At 60.9% G+C, this 16,499-nt stretch carries 17 protein-coding genes; 8 read left to right on the top strand and 9 right to left on the bottom strand.

Translation table 11 applies throughout. From position 1 onward, the window contains the following. Positions 1–128: 128 nt before the first annotated feature. From HOC_RS00470 to HOC_RS00455, 4 genes are all read left to right on the top strand, one after another. Positions 129–1,145 carry a flagellar biosynthesis protein FlhF gene (locus HOC_RS00470; protein ID WP_034744563.1) on the top strand — a complete coding sequence of 339 codons (1,017 nt, stop codon included), beginning with the start codon at positions 129–131 and terminating at the stop codon, positions 1,143–1,145. 4 nt (positions 1,146–1,149) lie between these two features. Next, positions 1,150–1,989, top strand: coding sequence for a nucleotide-binding protein (locus tag HOC_RS00465; RefSeq protein WP_034744565.1), 840 nt, complete (start codon positions 1,150–1,152; stop codon positions 1,987–1,989). Positions 1,990–2,123: 134 nt separating this feature from the next. Beyond that, complete coding sequence (gene ctrA / locus HOC_RS00460; protein ID WP_034744568.1) at positions 2,124–2,837, top strand: response regulator transcription factor CtrA; 714 nt, start codon at positions 2,124–2,126, stop codon at positions 2,835–2,837. Positions 2,838–2,994: 157 nt separating this feature from the next. Then, on the top strand, positions 2,995–4,245 hold the full coding sequence (locus HOC_RS00455) for a patatin-like phospholipase family protein (protein WP_051624377.1): 1,251 nt from the start codon (positions 2,995–2,997) through the stop codon (positions 4,243–4,245). A gap of 2 nt (positions 4,246–4,247) precedes the next feature. Here the strand turns inward: HOC_RS00455 and selD are convergent, their stop codons facing one another. Beyond that, positions 4,248–5,303, bottom strand: coding sequence for a selenide, water dikinase SelD (gene selD, locus HOC_RS00450; protein WP_035534665.1), 1,056 nt, complete (start codon positions 5,301–5,303; stop codon positions 4,248–4,250). Between the two features lie 81 nt (positions 5,304–5,384). Here selD and mnmH point away from each other — a divergent pair, with 81 nt between their 5' ends. Next, entirely contained in the window at positions 5,385–6,437 is a 1,053-nt protein-coding gene (gene mnmH, locus HOC_RS00445; protein ID WP_035534663.1) for a tRNA 2-selenouridine(34) synthase MnmH, read from the top strand. On the opposite strand, the gene rnhA is transcribed toward mnmH, so the two are convergent. From rnhA to HOC_RS00405, 8 genes are all read right to left on the bottom strand, one after another. Further along, positions 6,434–6,874 (bottom strand): ribonuclease HI, encoded by a 441-nt coding sequence (gene rnhA / locus HOC_RS00440; RefSeq protein WP_035534661.1) that lies wholly within the window; start codon positions 6,872–6,874, stop codon positions 6,434–6,436. The genes mnmH and rnhA overlap by 4 nt on opposite strands. A 43-nt stretch (positions 6,875–6,917) precedes the next feature. Then, entirely contained in the window at positions 6,918–7,484 is a 567-nt protein-coding gene (locus tag HOC_RS00435) for a hypothetical protein (RefSeq protein ID WP_156950322.1), read from the bottom strand. Positions 7,485–7,503: 19 nt separating this feature from the next. Then, the gene (locus HOC_RS00430) at positions 7,504–8,490 is read right to left on the bottom strand and encodes a homoserine kinase (RefSeq protein ID WP_035534655.1); all 987 of its coding nucleotides are present in this window, start codon (positions 8,488–8,490) and stop codon (positions 7,504–7,506) included. An 11-nt stretch (positions 8,491–8,501) separates the two neighbouring features. Next, a complete protein-coding gene (locus HOC_RS00425) occupies positions 8,502–9,980 on the bottom strand; it encodes a spinster family MFS transporter (protein WP_035534651.1) in 1,479 nt (492 codons plus the stop codon). Positions 9,981–10,037: 57 nt separating this feature from the next. After that, positions 10,038–11,525, bottom strand: a complete 1,488-nt coding sequence (locus HOC_RS00420; protein WP_035534650.1) for a spinster family MFS transporter — start codon at positions 11,523–11,525, stop codon at positions 10,038–10,040. Between the two features lie 109 nt (positions 11,526–11,634). Further along, the gene (radC, locus tag HOC_RS00415) at positions 11,635–12,339 is read right to left on the bottom strand and encodes a RadC family protein (RefSeq protein ID WP_035534648.1); all 705 of its coding nucleotides are present in this window, start codon (positions 12,337–12,339) and stop codon (positions 11,635–11,637) included. A 3-nt stretch (positions 12,340–12,342) separates the two neighbouring features. After that, a complete protein-coding gene (gene map, locus HOC_RS00410; protein WP_035534646.1) occupies positions 12,343–13,164 on the bottom strand; it encodes a type I methionyl aminopeptidase in 822 nt (273 codons plus the stop codon). Positions 13,165–13,238: 74 nt separating this feature from the next. Further along, positions 13,239–13,679 carry an OsmC family protein gene (locus HOC_RS00405; RefSeq protein WP_035534643.1) on the bottom strand — a complete coding sequence of 147 codons (441 nt, stop codon included), beginning with the start codon at positions 13,677–13,679 and terminating at the stop codon, positions 13,239–13,241. Positions 13,680–13,845: 166 nt separating this feature from the next. On the opposite strand from HOC_RS00405, the gene HOC_RS00400 reads away from it, so the two are divergent. From HOC_RS00400 to HOC_RS00390, 3 genes are read left to right on the top strand one after another with little or no spacing between them, the layout of a single operon-like run. Then, positions 13,846–15,228: a serine hydrolase domain-containing protein gene (locus tag HOC_RS00400; protein WP_035534642.1), complete on the top strand. Its 1,383-nt coding sequence runs from the start codon at positions 13,846–13,848 to the stop codon at positions 15,226–15,228. Beyond that, positions 15,225–15,998 carry a competence/damage-inducible protein A gene (locus HOC_RS00395; RefSeq protein ID WP_035534641.1) on the top strand — a complete coding sequence of 258 codons (774 nt, stop codon included), beginning with the start codon at positions 15,225–15,227 and terminating at the stop codon, positions 15,996–15,998. The genes HOC_RS00400 and HOC_RS00395 overlap by 4 nt, the downstream gene beginning before the upstream one ends. Next, positions 15,995–16,483: a hypothetical protein gene (locus HOC_RS00390; RefSeq protein WP_035534639.1), complete on the top strand. Its 489-nt coding sequence runs from the start codon at positions 15,995–15,997 to the stop codon at positions 16,481–16,483. The genes HOC_RS00395 and HOC_RS00390 overlap by 4 nt, the downstream gene beginning before the upstream one ends. Positions 16,484–16,499 lie beyond the last annotated feature (16 nt).

Raw genomic sequence — 16,499 nt, 5'->3', positions numbered from 1 at the left:
GGTAAATCCTAACTCATCACAGGCTTTTGTTAACCTTTTCGGGCGTTAACTAAACGTGTTCAGGAACCGACCTGTCACGTGGTGAGGGCTGCGCGGGAAGGTCCACAAGTTACGAGGATGCCGCACCTATGCGCATGAAGATGTTCGCAGCCGAGTCCTTCGAGGCCGCCAAGGCGATGATATTCGCCGAAATGGGCGCCGACGCGGTTATTCTGTCGGAGCGTGAGATTGACGGCGGCGTAGAAGTGCGCGCGGCTACCGACAAGATGGGCGGTGGCATGGTGCCCAACGAGCCCCTGTTCCTGCGCGAAGCGCGCGGTAGCGGCGGTGGCCATGGGCGTGGCATTGAAAACCCGCTGTTCAGCCGCGTTCGCGACGCACTGCTCTGGCATGGTGCGCCACAGCGCTTTGCTGACCGTGTGGCCGCCGAAAGTGCGGGCCGCAACGGCGTCCAGTTTACCGATCCGGAAGACGCAATCGCTGAAGGCGTCTCGCGCCTCGTCGCTTGCGACCCGATCCTGCCCCGGCTTGACCGGGATATCGTCCTTGTTGGCCCTCCCGGCCATGGTCGCACGGCGACCGCTGCAAAGCTGACCCGCCGCGCTGCAGTCGCGCGTTGCGAAGTCATGCCCGTCGCAGCCGACCTTGATGGCACCGCCGGTGGCCAGCAACTCGCCGCTTATCTCGAGCTTGAGCAGGACCAGATCCGCAGCGTGCAAACGCCGGACGCTCTGTTCGCGACGCTCCGGACCCTGCGCGCCCAGAACCGCCGCTGCATCATCGACATGCCGGCGATCAATCCATTCGACGAAGACGACATGGCGAGCCTTCAGGACCTGATTTCCGTCATCCGCGCTGAGCCCGTCCTTGTCCTCTCAGCTGAAGGCCACCCCGAAGACCAGGCGGAGGCAGCCAAGTGCTATGCCCGCGCCGGTGTGAAGCGGGCCATTCTCACCAAGCTTGATGTTGTCCGCCGCCGCGGCGGCTCCATCTCCGCGTTGTCGTCTGCCGGCATCGCCTTTTCGCATTTGGCCGTGACGCCGTTCATCGGCGGCGGCCTGGTACCGGCCGCGCCCTCGCGCCTGGCCGCTCTCTTGATGGAAGACGCCCCCGGCGATGTCATCGCCATGAAAGGAGCCGCGTAGCCCTATGAGTTTCATGCTTCGAAAATCCCAGGATCGGCCGCAAGCGCGACCGACCCCACGCGTGGCCCCCGCCTCGATCATCGCTGTTGCCAGTGGCAAGGGCGGTGTCGGCAAGACCTTCATGGCAATCACGCTCGCCTCGGCCTTCGCCCAGGCCGGTAAGCGAACCCTGCTTGTCGATGGCGACCTTGGCCTCGCCAATGTCGACGTTCAGCTTGGCATCGCACCTGAGACAGATCTGGCCGCCGTTATTGCGGGTTGGGTTGAACTCGATGATGCGGTGACACCTGTTGATGGCGGCGCGGCTGGCGGTGGCTTCGATGTGCTGCCGGGCCGTTCAGGCTCCGGCGCGCTCGCTGAGCTGCCACCGGAAGAAGTTGCCCGTCTCGCTGCCGGTCTTTCGGCGCTTGCCCTGCAATACGACCAGGTCGTGCTCGACCTTGGCGCCGGTATCGAAGCCAACTGCATGCGGCTTGCCCGTGCGGCCGATAAGGCGCTGATGGTTATCACTGACGAGCCAACGTCGATGACGGATGCCTATGCGTTCATCAAGGTTCTGCGTGGCTACGCGCCAAATGTTGAGCCCGTGATCTGTATTAACCAGGCCGACACACGGGCTGCTGGCCAGCGCACATATGAAGCGATTGCGCGAGCCTGCCAGACTTTCTTGGGATTCCGTCCACACCTCGCCGGCATCGTTATGCGCGATCCAAAGGTGCGTGATGCGATCCGTTGCCAGAAGACGCTGATCTCTACTGACCAGCAAGCACAGCCGATCCAGGATGCGATCGCCATCTCCCAGATGCTGATAGGTAACGCCCCTGCGGCGGAGCTTGGCTATTAATCAGTGTGAATAAAGTGGAATTACACAAGGGAATCCGCACATACCGTTAACCTTCGTTAAAGGAAGCGCCTGTAGGATTCACAAGGTTAAACAAAGCGACTAGGTTTGTCGTAGGCTGATTCGGGAGACGAGCGATGCGCGTCCTATTAATTGAAGACGATAGCGCTGTAGCGCGTTCTATCGAGCTGATGTTGAAGGCCGCTGGCTTCAACATCTATACCACCGACCTCGGTGAAGAAGGTGTCGATCTCGGCAAAGTCTACGAATACGACATGATCGTACTCGACCTCTCGCTGCCGGATATCTCCGGCTACGAAGTGCTCAAACAGCTCCGTATGGGCCGTGTGAACACGCCAGTCATGATCCTGTCGGGTAACCCTGACATCGAAGCCAAGGTGAAAACGCTCGGCTACGGCGCCGATGACTATCTCACCAAGCCATTCAACAAGGATGAGCTGATTGCCCGTATCACGGCAATCGTGCGTCGTTCCAAGGGGCACGCTGAAAGCGTCATCCGCACCGGCGAAATCCTGGTCAATCTGGATGCCAAGACGGTCGAAGTCGACGACGAGCGCGTCCACCTGACCGGCAAGGAATACCAGATGTTCGAGCTGCTCTCCCTGCGCAAGGGCACGACGCTCACCAAGGAAATGTTCCTCAACCACCTCTATGGCGGCATGGACGAGCCTGAACTCAAGATCATCGACGTGTTCATCTGTAAGCTCCGCAAGAAGCTGCAGCAGGCCACCGGCGGTCAGCATTATATCGAAACCGTCTGGGGCCGTGGCTATGTGCTGCGCGATCCGCGCCCGAGCTCGCGCTCGAACGAGGTTGAAGAGGCCGCCTGAGGCGCCCTTTAATGCCTGAATTTTGAGAAGCCCGGCTTTCCCAGCCGGGCTTTCTTGCATCCGGAGACATGTTTTTTTGCAGCTCGGCAAAAAGTCTTCAAGTTTCGTGCGTATGTGTCTCTGTAGACTTGGGGATACTGATGATGAGAGCTCGGCCATGATGCTTCGCAAATTTTCCGCCGTCCTTCTTGCGCCGCTGATGCTGGCAGGGTGTGTAACACTGGAGCGGGGCGACGCGCCGGTTCAGGACCTTACACAAAATGCTTATGTCGCCGGTTTCAGCCCCGATGTGCGCATGGCGGGCGGGGATGGGGCGGCTTTCATCGACCGCATGTCGAAGACGATCAAACGCCTGCAGGCTCGGCCAGGCAATGACGCGATCGATATCCTCGCGCTCTCAGGCGGCGGCGCGGGCGGCGCATTCGGGGCAGGCGCCGTCGTCGGCATGACCTATTCCGGCAAACGACCCGAATTCGAGATCGTGACCGGCGTGAGCACGGGCGCCCTGATCGCACCTTTCGCCTTTCTTGGCCCTGAGTGGGACGATGAGCTGACCGAAGCCTATGTCGGCGGCATGAGTTCCAACCTGCTGAGCCGGCCGGGCATCGGCACAATGTTTCGCGTGGGTGTGTATGATGACACGTCCCTGCGTGAAATGGTCGAGCACTATGTGACGCCCGAACTTGTCGAAGCCGTGGCTCGCGAAAGTGCCAAGGGCCGGATCCTGCTGGCCGCGACAACCAATCTGGACAGCGAGGAACCCGTCATCTGGGATCTCGGTGCCATTGCGCAGCAAGGCGGTGAGAAGGGGCGGGAACTGTTCATCAATGTGCTTGTGGCCTCGTCCAGCGTGCCCGGCGTGTTCCCACCAGTCATGTTCGATGTAGATGCGGACAATGGTGCCTATCAGGAAATGCATGTTGATGGCGGCACGACCGTCCCCTTCTTCATCGCGCCACATGCCGCCTTCATCACCGACGAGAAGCTCGACGACCTGAAGGACGTGAACATCTACGTGATCATCAATGGCCAGCTCGCCACGCTGCCGCATGCAACGCCGGTCAGCACAGTGCCGATCACGATGCGCGGGTTCTCTGTTGTGCTGATGTATATGGCGCGCACGGAACTGGTTCTGACGGCCTCCTTCGCGCAGAAGCACGGGATGAAGCTGAAATATGCGAGCATACCGGCCGCCATGCCGTTTGCCGGGTCGCTCGACTTTGAAACGGAGAGCATGCGCAATGTCTTCCATTTTGCGCAGGCCTGTGCGGCGGAAAACCATCTCTGGCTCGATGTCCAGGATGCGCTGGATCGCGTTGGCGGCACAGCAAAAGGCGACGAAGCCGACGAATGCAAATTCGGACCGCCAGTAGAAACGCCTGAAGATCCTGCTGCGCCGACTGGCTAGGTTCAGACGACGTGCACACCCGCTGTACCGGCTTCCATGCGGCCGATAATGGTAGCCCCGATGTGGCCGTGCCTTTCGAATGTGGCGAGCACGTTTTGCGCCGCGTCGGGTGAGCATGAGACGAGCAGGCCGCCGCTGGTCTGCGGGTCGCACAGAATATCCAGTTCAGGGGCGCTCAACGGTCGCTGAATGGTCACAGAAGTCCGCACGGAGTCCCAATTGCGGCCTGAAGCGCCCGTCTTTACGCCCGCTTCGGCCAGCCGCCGTGCGCCATCAAACACAGGCACCCGGTCGGCCTCGACAACGCCCGTGAGTCCGGCGCCGCGACACATTTCCGAAAGATGCCCAAGTAGTCCGAAACCTGTAACATCTGTTGCAGCGTGAACGCCCACCATCCCGGCGAGATCCGTTCCCGGCGTGTTGAGCCGCGTTGTCGAAGCGATCATCTCGGCATAGTCAGCGTCGTCGATGATCCCGCGCTTCAGGGCGGCGCTATAGATGCCGACGCCCAGCGGCTTGCCGAGGATCAACACGTCGCCAGGCCGTGCGCCGGAGTTCAGCAATAGCTTGTCAGGATGAACGAGGCCGAGCGCCACGAGGCCATAGATGGGCTCTGCAGCATCAATTGAGTGCCCGCCCGCAATCGGCGCGCCTGCTGTTTCGGCAACGGATTGTCCGCCTGCGAGGATCGCGCGGATCGTCTCGTTCGAGATTTTGCCTATGGGCATGCCCACAATGGCCAGAGAGAAGATGGGCTTTGCGCCCATGGCGAATACGTCCGACAGCGCGTTGGTCGCGGCGATCCGGCCGAATGTGTGCGGGTCGTCAACGATGGGCGTGAAGAAGTCGGTTGTCGCGACCAGTGCCGTCGTTTCATTCACGCGATAGACAGCCGCGTCGTCGCTGGTCGCGGCATCCACGATCAGGTCGGAACTGCCCAGCGCCAGCGGCATTTCGCTCAGAATGTCAGCCAGTACGTTCGGCGCCAGCTTGCAGCCGCAGCCGCCGCCATGGGCGAGCGATGTAAGGAGCGGTTCTGGTGTCTGGGTGTCGGGCATGGTCTCAAGTCCTACTCTGCCCAATGGGCTTAGCGCGCGGGCCTCTGGCGAGGCAATGAAAACCTGCTAAGCGTGAACACGATGCCTTACCTTGAAACCGTCACTGACCTTGGCCCCGAATCCTTGTCCCGCTTCGATGCCATCATCGACGTGCGCTCGCCCGCCGAGTTTGCTGATGACCACCTGCCGGGGGCAATCAGCCTGCCTGTCCTGTCGAATGACGAGCGCGCCATTGTCGGCACGATCTACAAGCAGGAAAGCCCATTCCGCGCCAACCGTATCGGCGGCGCCATCGTCGCGCGGAATATCGCGCATCATCTGGATACCGCACTGGCCGATATGCCGAAGGGCTGGCGCCCGCTCATCTATTGCTGGCGGGGCGGCATGCGGTCCAACGCGATGGCGACGATCCTGTCGTCGGTTGGCTGGCCCGTTGGCCTTGTGAAGGGCGGCTACAAGACCTGGCGGCGAGAGGTCGTTGGCGGGCTTGAACTGGATGAAATGCCGCTGCCCGTTATTCTTGTCGATGGCCCAACCGGCAGCGGGAAGACGGCGATCCTGAGCGAAATTGCCCAGCAAGGCGGGCAGGTGATCGACCTGGAGGGCATAGCCAATCATCGCGGCTCTGCCTTTGGCGGCTTCGATGATTTGCCCCAGCCAGCCCAGCGCCTGTTCGAGACCATTATCTGGGACCAGCTGCGCCAGTTCGACCTGTCACGGCCGATTTACGTAGAGGCGGAATCGGCGCGTGTGGGCCTGCGCCGTGTGCCCCGACGTCTGTGGCACAGCATGCTGGCGGCGCCGCGTGTCGAGATCCATGTGCCGGCTGCTGCACGCAGCACTTTCCTCGTGTCGGCCTATGGCGACGCGGTGAGTGACAGCGACAGCGTTGCCCGCTCGCTGGACCTGCTGAAGCCGCTACACTCGAAGGAGACAATCGCCGAATGGCAGGCGCTGGCGGATGCGGGCGATCATCGCCAACTGGCGGAAGCCCTGATGCTGGAACACTATGATCCACTCTATGCGCGAAGCCGGAAACGGCGCGAGGATATGCCGGTTCAGATCGTGGAGCTGGACGCGCTGTCGCCAGCAGATATTGCCGCGGCTGCTGAGGCGATCATAGCGAAAGCCTAGCCGCGCGCTTGAGCTGTGCCCATGCGAGCGAGTTCATCTGCGCGTTCGTTGCCTGGGTCGCCGTCATGGCCTTTGACCCATTTCCAGGTGATGTCGTGACGCTGGCAGGCTTCGTCGAGTGCCTGCCACAAGTCCTGGTTCTTCACGGGCTGTTTCGAGGCCGTTTTCCAGCCATTACGCTTCCAGCCCTTGATCCACTTGGTCAGGCCGTCCTTCACATAGGTGGAGTCGACATGCAGCGTGACTTTCGACGGTTGCTTCAGCGCATTCAGCGCCTCGATGGCGGCCATCATTTCCATGCGGTTATTGGTCGTCTGCTTTTCGCCGCCGAACAATTCCTTGCGATTCTCGCCGGCAATGAGCAGGGCGCCCCAGCCGCCGGGGCCGGGATTGCCGCTGCAGGCGCCATCCGTCCAGATTTCGATCAAGTCAGTCATTACGTTTCAGGTGATGGGCTTCGCGAGAGCCGTCAAGCCTGCTTTAGAACACGCTGATGTCGACGTCGCGCAGCTGCTCGTCTGGTCGCACGATGGCATAGAACAGGAAGCCGCAACCCACGCCGGCGAGCGCGCCAACACTGGCACCAGAGACAAGCGCGCCGATAGCTGTCGGGATGCTTTCCATAAGCCCGAAGATAAAGGTTGTGCCGCCCACCAGGATTGCGCCCCAGATAGCGGCCCAGCGGATATAGGGCGTGCGGGCGGCGATCCGGCGATGCGGCATCCTGCCTATCGAGAGGCCCAGCGCCAACCATGCGGCCGGGACTGTCACGAGGAACAGGACGAAATTGAGCGCCGCGAGCTGTAGGCCCGTCGTGACGCCGCTCGTAAACGTGCTTTCAAAGGGCACTGTGCCGCCGATGTTGAACAGGCCGAGGAGGATTTGGACAAACGCCAGCAATAGCCCGCCGATGATCGAGACGCCAAGACAGGCGGCAAGGGCGCTGAGCAAGAGGCCGAGTTTCACGCGCTTGATGTGCGTGTGCAAACTGCCATCCGCATAGGCTGGAGAAGTGGAGCTTGCGGGAATGCCTGTTTCGTTCGTCATGGCGCTCCCTTCGCGAAGCTCATCCACCATAGCCGGCGGCGCTGGTCACCTTGCGATGAAAGGACAGTCGCCCGGCATATTCGAGGGGATTCTTGGGCCTTACGAGGGCGCCTTCGGGCGTGTCGGTCCAGTCGACAAGGCGCGTCAGGAAGAAGCGCAGAGCTGCGCCGCGCGCAAGGATAGGGAGGGCTTCGCGTTCGGCATCCTCAAGCGGACGCACGCTTTCATAGCCCGCGATCAGGGCGGCGCCCTTCGAGAAATTGAACTGCAGGCCTGCGGCCTCTCCCGCAGCGCCATCCTCGAACGCCCAGGCATTGAGACAGACGGCGAGGTCGTAGGCCAGCGCATCGGTGCAGGCAAAATAGAAGTCGATGGCGCCGGAGAAATCGTCGCCGAGGAAGAAGGCATTGTCCGGGAAGAGGTCAGCGTGGATCGTGCCGCGAGGCAAAGGCAGGTTGTCGGGATCAGCCTTTGCGATGGCCGCGATATCTGTCTCGATGCGTCCGGCAAGACCATGCAGCAGGGTGTCGGCGCTCGCCGCGCGGCCTTCCCAGAGACGCGGCCAGGAGGCGGGGCCGAGCGCATTCGGACGCGTTATGCCGAAGTCAGCGAGCGCAAGGTGCATGCGCGCGAGGCCTTCACCCAGCCCCCGGCACTGAACGACGTTCGGCCGACGCGGCGAGAGACCCTCGAGAAAGGAAATGATGACCGCGTCGCGGCCTTCCAGCGTCCGCAGGGCTTTGCCATCCTTGCCCATGATAGGTTCGGGGCAGGGATAGCCCTTAGCCGCGAGGTGCTGCTTCACGCCGATGAAGTAGGGTAGGTCTTCAGCCTTCACCCGCTTCTCAAACAAGGTGAGGATGAAACGCCCTTTCGAGGTTTCGAGAAAATAGTTCGAATTCTCTACGCCTTCGGCAATTCCCTTGAAGGACAGGGCTCTGCCGAGGTCGTATTCAGCCAGGAAGGCGGCGAGCGCCTCGTCGGAAACGTGAGTATAAACAGCCATGGGGGGCTGGCTTAAGCAGTTTTCGAGAGCATGTCACGCTGCAGCGTCTTTCCAGCCAGAAGATAGTGGATCGCGGCCCAGCCATAGAGGGTCGCGAAGATCACGATGGTCCATTGCAGGCCGCGTGCATTCGCGCTGGTACAGGCCGCAGCTTGGTCTGCGCTGAGGTCAGACACGACCTTGCACGCCTCGATCGAGAGGCCAAGATCGGCGCCAGACAGCATCATGGATTTCAGGAAGGTCGAGAGTACACCCGCTAGCGTCGGGCCGAGTCCAATGCCAATCAGGTTGACCGAGAACAGGGTTATCGCGACGGCGGTTGCGCGGGTGCGGCTGTCCACGACGCCAGCCGAGACGGCATACATCGGGCCGAGGTAGAAGTAATGAAGCAGTGCTGCCAGCATCAGGGGCGGGATCATCATGGCAACAGATGGGCTGAGATAGCCCATCCAGTAGAGCGGCACGGACAGGCCCATGCCGAGGGCCGGCATCCAGGACAGCGCCGTCGGATAACGCTTCGACAGCTTGTCGGCGAGGAAGCCGGACAAGAAGACGCCGATGGCTGCCATCAGGCCAAGCACGAGCGAGAAGATCAGCGCTGCCTCAGTGAGTGTCAGATTATGCGTGCGCAATAGGAATGAGGTTGAGAATGCGGCGATGCCGTAGCCCGCGAATGACGCAATGGCGGCTCCGGTGACGACATGGACATAGGTGGGTTTGCGCATCAGCCCCTTCAGCGCAACGATGAAGCCATCCGGTGTACTTTTGCTGTTCGCGTTAGGTGGATCGCTATAGCCGCGAGGCGGCTCCTTGACTGTCAGCCCAATGATGACCGCGAAGATCACGCCCGGCAGGCCGACGGCCACGAAGGCGATCCGCCACCCTTCGACATTTTCCCAGGCAATCAGGTTCTGTGCCCAGGTCCAGCCCCAGTCACCGAGCAGCGCATGGACATTGTGGCCGGTGATATAATCATTGATCGGCCCGGCGGAGAGGCCTGCCAGCATACCGCCCAATGGGACGCCAAGGGCATAGATCGACGCGGCGGTCGCGCGGCTGGTTGGCTTGAAATAGTCTGCAATGACAGACTGGGCGGGCGGCGTACAACCTGCTTCACCAACACCCACGAGAAGGCGGAAAATGAACAGCGTCATGAAGCTGGTCGCAAAGCCGCAGAGCACGGTCATCAGGCTCCACATCGTCAGAGAGACGAGGATGATCAACATCCGGCTCTTGCGCTCGGCCAGGCGGGCGATCGGGATGCCAAGCGTGGTGTAGAACATGGCAAATGCCAAGCCGCCCAGAAGGCCCATATGCCAGTCTTCGAGCTTCAGGCTCATCTTGATCGGCTCGGTCAGGATCGCAAAGATCGACCGGTCGATGAAGTTGAAGATGTAAACGATGAGGAGTGATGACAGCACGAACGCTCGATAGGTCGGCGTGCGATACCCGGTTTCATGGCCCGGGCGGGCTGTGGCGGCGTCGGTCATTGGCGTCTCCAGTCAGTCAGTGCAGGACAGTTGGTTTTTGGCGGGTAGCCATAATGCTCAAAGGGCGTCCGGATTGTAGCGGTCGCGCAGATAAGTCCGGCTGGACATGTAATAGCAGCCTGCGGCAAGAATAAAGACGAGCACGGTTGCCGCCATGGACTGGCGAAGGCCGTCGCCATAAGCGGCGCAGAGCGCAGGGCCAGCCTCACCAAGTTCGAGGACCTTGGCGCCGCACATCTTGGGATCGAACGTTGCTGCCAGGTCGCCGTAGCCGGACAGGCCAATCTCGCGCGCCATGAAGAAGTCGCTCATTGCGCCAACGAAGAGCGGGCCGATGCCGTTACCGATCAGGCTGATGATGAGGAGCAGGACGGCAATGGTCGTGGCGCGCGAACGCGGGCTCACAATGCCTGTGCCAACTGAATATTGCGCGCCGAGATAGGCATAATGTCCAATCGCAGCGATGGCCCAGAGCGCGAACGCCATGCTGAGTGTGGGGCTGAAGAAGGCGGCGATATAGGCCGGTACGGCGATGAGCAAACCCACGGCTGGCAACCAGGCCACAACGGCAGGATAGCGGCCGCTGAGCTTCTCCGACAGGAGACCGCCGATGAAGGTGCCGAACGCAGCGAAGGCTGCCAGCGGTGCGCCATACATGACGGCGGCTTCGCGAACACCAATGCCATGCACGCGCTGCAGGAACGGTGCCTGGAAGCTGATCAGGCCATAGCCAACGAACGCAACCAGCGCTGCGCCAAGCGCGAGCCACCAGAATGTTGGCTTCACGCCGAATTCCTGGAACGCCTCGAAGAAGGGGGCCTTACGGAGGGGGTCTGCATCCGGTGGATCGGAATAACCGCGCGGCGGTTCCTTGATGGTAAGCCAGAGGATGAGGGCAATGATGGCGCCGGGCGCGCCGATCACGACAAAGGCGATTCGCCAGCCTTCAACTGTGGTCCAGTCCATGCCGGAAAACATGAAGCCGAGACCGATTGAATTGATCCAGGCGCCGAAGTCCGCGCCTTTGATCGAGGCAATCGTGCCGCCGAACAGCTGCGCCAGAACGCCGCCGAGGGTCACACCCATCGAGTAGATACCGATGGCATTGGCGCGGCTTTTTGGCGGATAATAATCGGTGATGATTGAGTTGGCGGGCGGTGTGCAGCCGGCTTCGCCAACGGCCACGCCGACGCGGAACAGGAGCAGCCACAGAAAGCCCGTCGCCATGCCGCAGAGCGCCGTCATGATTGACCAGACGATCACGCAAACAGCAATCACCATGACGCGGTTGCTGCGGTCGGCCCACATCGCGATAGGAATACCCATCAAAGCGTAGAAAAGGGCGAATGGCGGCCCGGAGAGCAGGCCCCACTGGGTATCATTCAGGCTGAACGTGTTGATGATCGGCTGTGCGACGACCGAAATGAGCGTCCGGTCGATGAAATTCAGCGTATAGATCAGCATCAGTGCGATCAGGACATATGAACGGTAACCCTTGGTCCCAAAGCCCGTAATCTGTCCGTTCGACGCGGTTGTGTCGCTCATGCGCTGTCAGCCTCCCTGTAATGATTCCCGCGCATCTGACGGCGCTTGTCTATTTTCGCTCACGGTAACCGCCTGCCGATCATCTGCAAGCATTATCGCGGCGTCAGTCTCAGATCAGGCCCGATGAGCGGAAGCTGGTGACGCCGCTTGTGCCAGCGATGAGATGGTCGTGAACGGTGATGTCGAACGGGTCGAGGACGTCGATGATTTCGCGTGTCATGTCGATGTCAGCCCGCGACGGCGTCGTATCGCCTGAGGGGTGGTTATGGACCAGGATGAGGCTTGAGGCTTGCAGTTCGAGGGCGCGGCGGGCGATTTCGCGGGGGTAGACGGGGGCATGGTCGACCGTTCCGTGCCCCATCACCTCGTCGGCGATCAGCTGGTTCTTGCGGTCAAGGAAGAGCACGCGGAACTGTTCACGCTTCTCGTGCTGGAGTTCAGTGCGAACATAGTCGATCAGGGCGCTCCACGACGAAATCGCGGGGCGTTTACGTATTTCTTCGCGGGAGGCGCGCGATTGCAGTTCGGCGATGGCCTTGATGTAGGCGGCGACGGACTCGCCTATGCCGTCCACTTTCACCAGATCAGCGCCGGGCGCGGCGAGAATGCCTGAGAGGCTGCCGAAACGGGCCATCAGGCCTTTGGCGATGGGTTTGACGTCTTTGCGAGGAATGAAAGCCATCAGCATGACCTCAAGCACTTCATAGTCTTCGAGGGCGCTGGCACCGCGCTTCAGCAGCTTGCTGCGCAACCGCTCGCGATGGCCTTGCCAATGCGGCTTTGCGTCTGGCTGGCCGTCTGTGCCCCCCGGCATGGCCTATGGCTTGACAGTGTGGGGCGTATCGAAGCCCTTTGGCGACTTGGTGAAGATTTCGACGCCGGTTTCGGTAACGCCAACCGAGTGTTCGAACTGGGCTGAAAGTTGACGGTCACGCGTTACGGCCGTCCAGCCGTCAGGCAGAATGGCCGCGTCCTTGCGGCCAATGTTCAGCATTGGCTCAATAGTGAAAAACATGCCGGGGCGCAGTTCCGGGCCGGTGCCATAGTCAGATGAGTGCACGACATTTGGCTCGTCATGGAACAGTCGACCAACGCCGTGGCCACAAAAGTCTTCAACGACGGAAAGGCGGTTCAAACGGGCAATCTCGGAAATTGCGCCGCCAATATCGCCGAAACGGGCGCCGGGCTTCACAGCATTGATGCCGGCCATCATGGCTTCATAGGTGACATCCATCAGGCGCTCGGCCTTCCGCTTCACTTCGCCCACGCCATACATGCGCGAATGGTCACCGTGCCAGCCATCTAGGATACAGGTGACATCGATATTGGCGATATCGCCTTCCTTGAGGGGCTTGGGGCCCGGAATGCCATGGCAGATGACGTGGTTCAGCGAGATGCAGGATGCGTGGCGATAGCCGCGATAGCCGATCGTGGCGGACTGGGCGCCATGGTCGAGCACGAAATCGCGAACCAGATCGTCCAGATACTGTGTCGTTACGCCAGGCTTCACTTCGCCTACAAGCATGTCGAGGCATTCGGCAGTGAGCTGTCCAGCCCTGCGCATGCCCTCAAAGCCCTCCGCATCATGGATACGGATTTCGCCAGTGCGCATGGGGAGAAGGGCGGTTGAATCGTTCATCAAAGTGGCTTTCCAGTCTATGGCGGCCAATGTGGCAGCGATTGCGGGAAATTTCTACCCCGCTCCCTGTGAAATCAGGCTTCCAGACTGGCATCCAGACTGATGTCGATGGCGCCCAACGCTACGGATAGTGGGCAGCTTTCCTTGGCCTTTGTCGCGATTGACTGGAAATCCGCCTCACTTGCGCCGGGAACCTTGCCGACGAGCGTGAGGGCGCTGCTGGTGACCTTGAAGCCGCCGCCGTCCTTTGGTTCAACGGTTACGACAGCCTTGGCATCTAGCTTGTCGGCCGGCGTACCGTTATCGGCCAGCATGGCGGAGAGCTGCATGGCAAAACAGCCCGCATGGGCAGCCGCGAGCAATTCTTCCGGATTGGTGCCGGACTTGCCGCTCTCATCCTCGAAACGGGCCTTGAAAGAATAGCCGTGGTTCTGGAGGGCGCCGCTTTGCGTATCGAGTGTCCCGGTGCCCTCCTTGAGAGTGCCTTTCCAGATGGCTGTTGCATGACGTTTCATGGGGAGCTCCTTGCTTTGCGATTTCAGGGTTCAGTAAAGGGAATGCGCCGCGTGGGACGATGTTCCGGCCCCGTCCTCAGCCATGGCGCTTGTCCTTGGGTTCCTTGTTGCTTTGCCGGGGATGGAAGCTATCCTCCCGCAAAATCAACAAGGGGAGCCGAACGCTATGAGACAACCTGCTCACTATCTGAAAGGGCTTGCCGCCAGTTTGCTCATTGTGGGTGCAGCGGCGTGCGCCGCAGGGCCAGCCGGGGCTCCGCCAGAACAGGTCGCGCTGGCCCCACAAGCTGCCGCGGAACCGGCCCCGGCGCCTGCCGACAAGACATTTGACGCGCTGGAAGCTTCTGCCTCCGGAAAGGGCTTTACGTCGGCGGGCCTTGCTGCACTGGACACGGCCATGGCGGCAGCTGTGGATGACGGCGCGGTCAAAGGCATTTCGACCCTGCTCGTGAAGGATGGGCATGTGGCCCACTATTATGAGCACGGAATAATGCGCGCAGCCGATCAGACGCCTATCAAGGAAGATACGATCTTCCGTATCTATTCCATGTCCAAGCCGATCACCGGCGTCGCCCTGATGACGCTCTACGAGCAGGGCGCTTTCAGTCTCGATGACCCGATCACGAAATTCGTGCCAGAGTTTGCCGACCTCAAAGTGCTGAATGGGGTGGATGCAGACGGCAATATGATTGTCGAAGACATGGATCACGTGCCGACCATGCGGGAGCTGATGAGTCATACCGCCGGCTTCGGCTATGGGCTTGGTGGTGACGACCCGGTCAACACGGCTTTCCGCAAACAGGGCGTGCTCGCCTCGCCGGATCTCGACACGTACATCTCCAAAGTTGCCGGCATTCCGCTGATGTTCCAGCCGGGCAGCGACTGGTCCTACAGCACTGCCGTCGATATCCAGGGCTACATCGTCCAGAAGATTTCCGGCAAGCCGTTCGGCGAATATCTGCAGGACACGATCTTCACCCCGCTTGGTATGACGGATACGGCGTTTTTCGTACCAGAGTCCAAGCGCGACAGGTTTTCGGACGTCTTCACACACAATCCTGAAAACGGCGATCTGGTGCCACTGGATGATCCGGGTTTTGCCTATCGCGAAGGCGCATTTGGCATGGAGGCGGGGGGACACGGACTCGTCTCCACGCTCGCCGATTATGCCCGTTTCTGCCAGATGCTGGTGGATGGCGGCGAACTCAACGGCACCCGCATTTTGAAACCTGAGACAGTCACGTTGATGCGCACCAATGTACTGCCGGAAACCTTCCACCTCTTCTCCGACGGCAACAGCGTCAACCCAGAACGCGCTGGTCACGGCTTTGGACTGGACTTTGGGGTTCTGGTGGATCCGGCTCCTACGGGCACTTTGATGCCCACCGGAACCTATTACTGGGGCGGTGCGGCGGGCACCTGGTTCTGGATCGATCCGGTCAATGACCTGTTCTTCATCGGCATGGTCCAGGTCTTCCCGGCGGGCAGCATGGACAATGCCTTTCGAAAGGAATCCGGCGACCTCGTGTATGAGGCCCTTGATCAGTGACTGAAACCCCACCCACCGCAGCCGTCCTGTTGATCGGCGACGAACTCCTCTCGGGGCGCACCCGCGACATCAACCTGCAGCAGATCGCCAAGTACCTGGGACCGCTCGGTATCCCGGTTGTGGAATCGCGCACCGTCTCCGATGTGCAGGCGAGCATCGTAAAAGCAGTGAACGACCTGCGCGCGGAGTACACTTATGTGTTCACGACGGGCGGCATCGGTCCGACACATGATGACATCACGGCGGATGCGATTGCGGCGGCCTTTGGTGTCGGCATCGGCGAGCATCCGGAAGTGATTGCCATGCTGGCCGAGCGCTATGCCGAGATGAAGACCGAGTTCACGCCCGCGCGGCGTCGCATGGCGCGTGTTCCGCATGGTGCAAGCCTTGTCGCTAATCCGGTGTCGGGCGCGCCCGGCTTCCAGATGGAGAACGTGTTCACATTGGCCGGTGTGCCGCAGGTGGCGCGCGCCATGCTGGAAGATATCGGTCCGCGCCTTCGCACGGGCGCCGTCGTTCATAAGGTGACCATTCGCGGCGTCGGCCTGCGAGAGGGCGATATTGCCGAGCCACTTGGCGCGATGGCGGTAGAGATGCCGAATGTCGCGTTTGGTTCCTATCCATGGTTTCGGTCAGTTGGCGACAATGGCGTCCATCTCGTGGCCAGCACGATCCATCCGGACCTGATCGACACGATCACCCAGCGACTGGAAGCTATCATCTCCGCGACCGGCGTCACGCCGGAGCGCGTGATGGAGGAGGCGGGATGATTGCCGCCTTGAAGCGCACGCCGGTAATATGGGGCCTGTTCATTGCGCAGCTCCTGATCTTTCCCGCTTTTGCGCTTTTCAGTGACGCGGTTGGCGGTCGCTATCTCGACACGATTACGACGGGCGAGGGATGTCGCGCCCTGATTGCCGGAATGACCGAAGCCCAGCGGAGCGCGCATTTCTGGCTCACCGTGTTGCTCGATACGGCCTACCCGCTGGCCTATGGCGGGTTCTTTGCGGCCATGGCGCTGCGCTTCTTTGGGCGGTTCGGACCAATTGCTGCCTTGCCGGCGCTGGCGACCATCATTGTCGACCTGACCGAGAACACGGTCCAGGCGCTGGCCCTCTCCGGCGCGGCGGATGCGCTTGACGCAAAGTCATGGTTGACGCCCCTCAAGTTCGGGCTGTTTTTCCTCGCTGCGGCGATCGCCCTCGTCGCGCTGGTCATTGCAATGGCTCATCTTTTCCAAAAGCGGAAAGCCTGACCGGACCGGAGCGATC

Source organism: Hyphomonas oceanitis SCH89 (assembly GCF_000685295.1).
Lineage (GTDB): Bacteria > Pseudomonadota > Alphaproteobacteria > Caulobacterales > Hyphomonadaceae > Hyphomonas > Hyphomonas oceanitis.
The sequence above is the reverse complement of the archived record's forward strand: the minus strand, read 5'-3'. Positions and strand labels throughout refer to the sequence as shown.

Bases quoted from the DNA above. Each gene is read 5' to 3' on its own strand.
- HOC_RS00470 (WP_034744563.1), top strand. From the start codon at position 129: ATGCGCATGAAGATGTTCGCAGCCGAGTCCTTCGAGGCCGCCAAGGCG.
- HOC_RS00465 (WP_034744565.1), top strand. From the start codon at position 1,150: ATGAGTTTCATGCTTCGAAAATCCCAGGATCGGCCGCAAGCGCGACCG.
- ctrA (WP_034744568.1), top strand. From the start codon at position 2,124: ATGCGCGTCCTATTAATTGAAGACGATAGCGCTGTAGCGCGTTCTATC.
- HOC_RS00455 (WP_051624377.1), top strand. From the start codon at position 2,995: ATGATGCTTCGCAAATTTTCCGCCGTCCTTCTTGCGCCGCTGATGCTG.
- selD (WP_035534665.1), bottom strand. From the start codon at position 5,303: ATGCCCGACACCCAGACACCAGAACCGCTCCTTACATCGCTCGCCCAT.
- mnmH (WP_035534663.1), top strand. From the start codon at position 5,385: ATGCCTTACCTTGAAACCGTCACTGACCTTGGCCCCGAATCCTTGTCC.
- rnhA (WP_035534661.1), bottom strand. From the start codon at position 6,874: ATGACTGACTTGATCGAAATCTGGACGGATGGCGCCTGCAGCGGCAAT.
- HOC_RS00435 (WP_156950322.1), bottom strand. From the start codon at position 7,484: ATGACGAACGAAACAGGCATTCCCGCAAGCTCCACTTCTCCAGCCTAT.
- HOC_RS00430 (WP_035534655.1), bottom strand. From the start codon at position 8,490: ATGGCTGTTTATACTCACGTTTCCGACGAGGCGCTCGCCGCCTTCCTG.
- HOC_RS00425 (WP_035534651.1), bottom strand. From the start codon at position 9,980: ATGACCGACGCCGCCACAGCCCGCCCGGGCCATGAAACCGGGTATCGC.
- HOC_RS00420 (WP_035534650.1), bottom strand. From the start codon at position 11,525: ATGAGCGACACAACCGCGTCGAACGGACAGATTACGGGCTTTGGGACC.
- radC (WP_035534648.1), bottom strand. From the start codon at position 12,339: ATGCCGGGGGGCACAGACGGCCAGCCAGACGCAAAGCCGCATTGGCAA.
- map (WP_035534646.1), bottom strand. From the start codon at position 13,164: ATGAACGATTCAACCGCCCTTCTCCCCATGCGCACTGGCGAAATCCGT.
- HOC_RS00405 (WP_035534643.1), bottom strand. From the start codon at position 13,679: ATGAAACGTCATGCAACAGCCATCTGGAAAGGCACTCTCAAGGAGGGC.
- HOC_RS00400 (WP_035534642.1), top strand. From the start codon at position 13,846: ATGAGACAACCTGCTCACTATCTGAAAGGGCTTGCCGCCAGTTTGCTC.
- HOC_RS00390 (WP_035534639.1), top strand. From the start codon at position 15,995: ATGATTGCCGCCTTGAAGCGCACGCCGGTAATATGGGGCCTGTTCATT.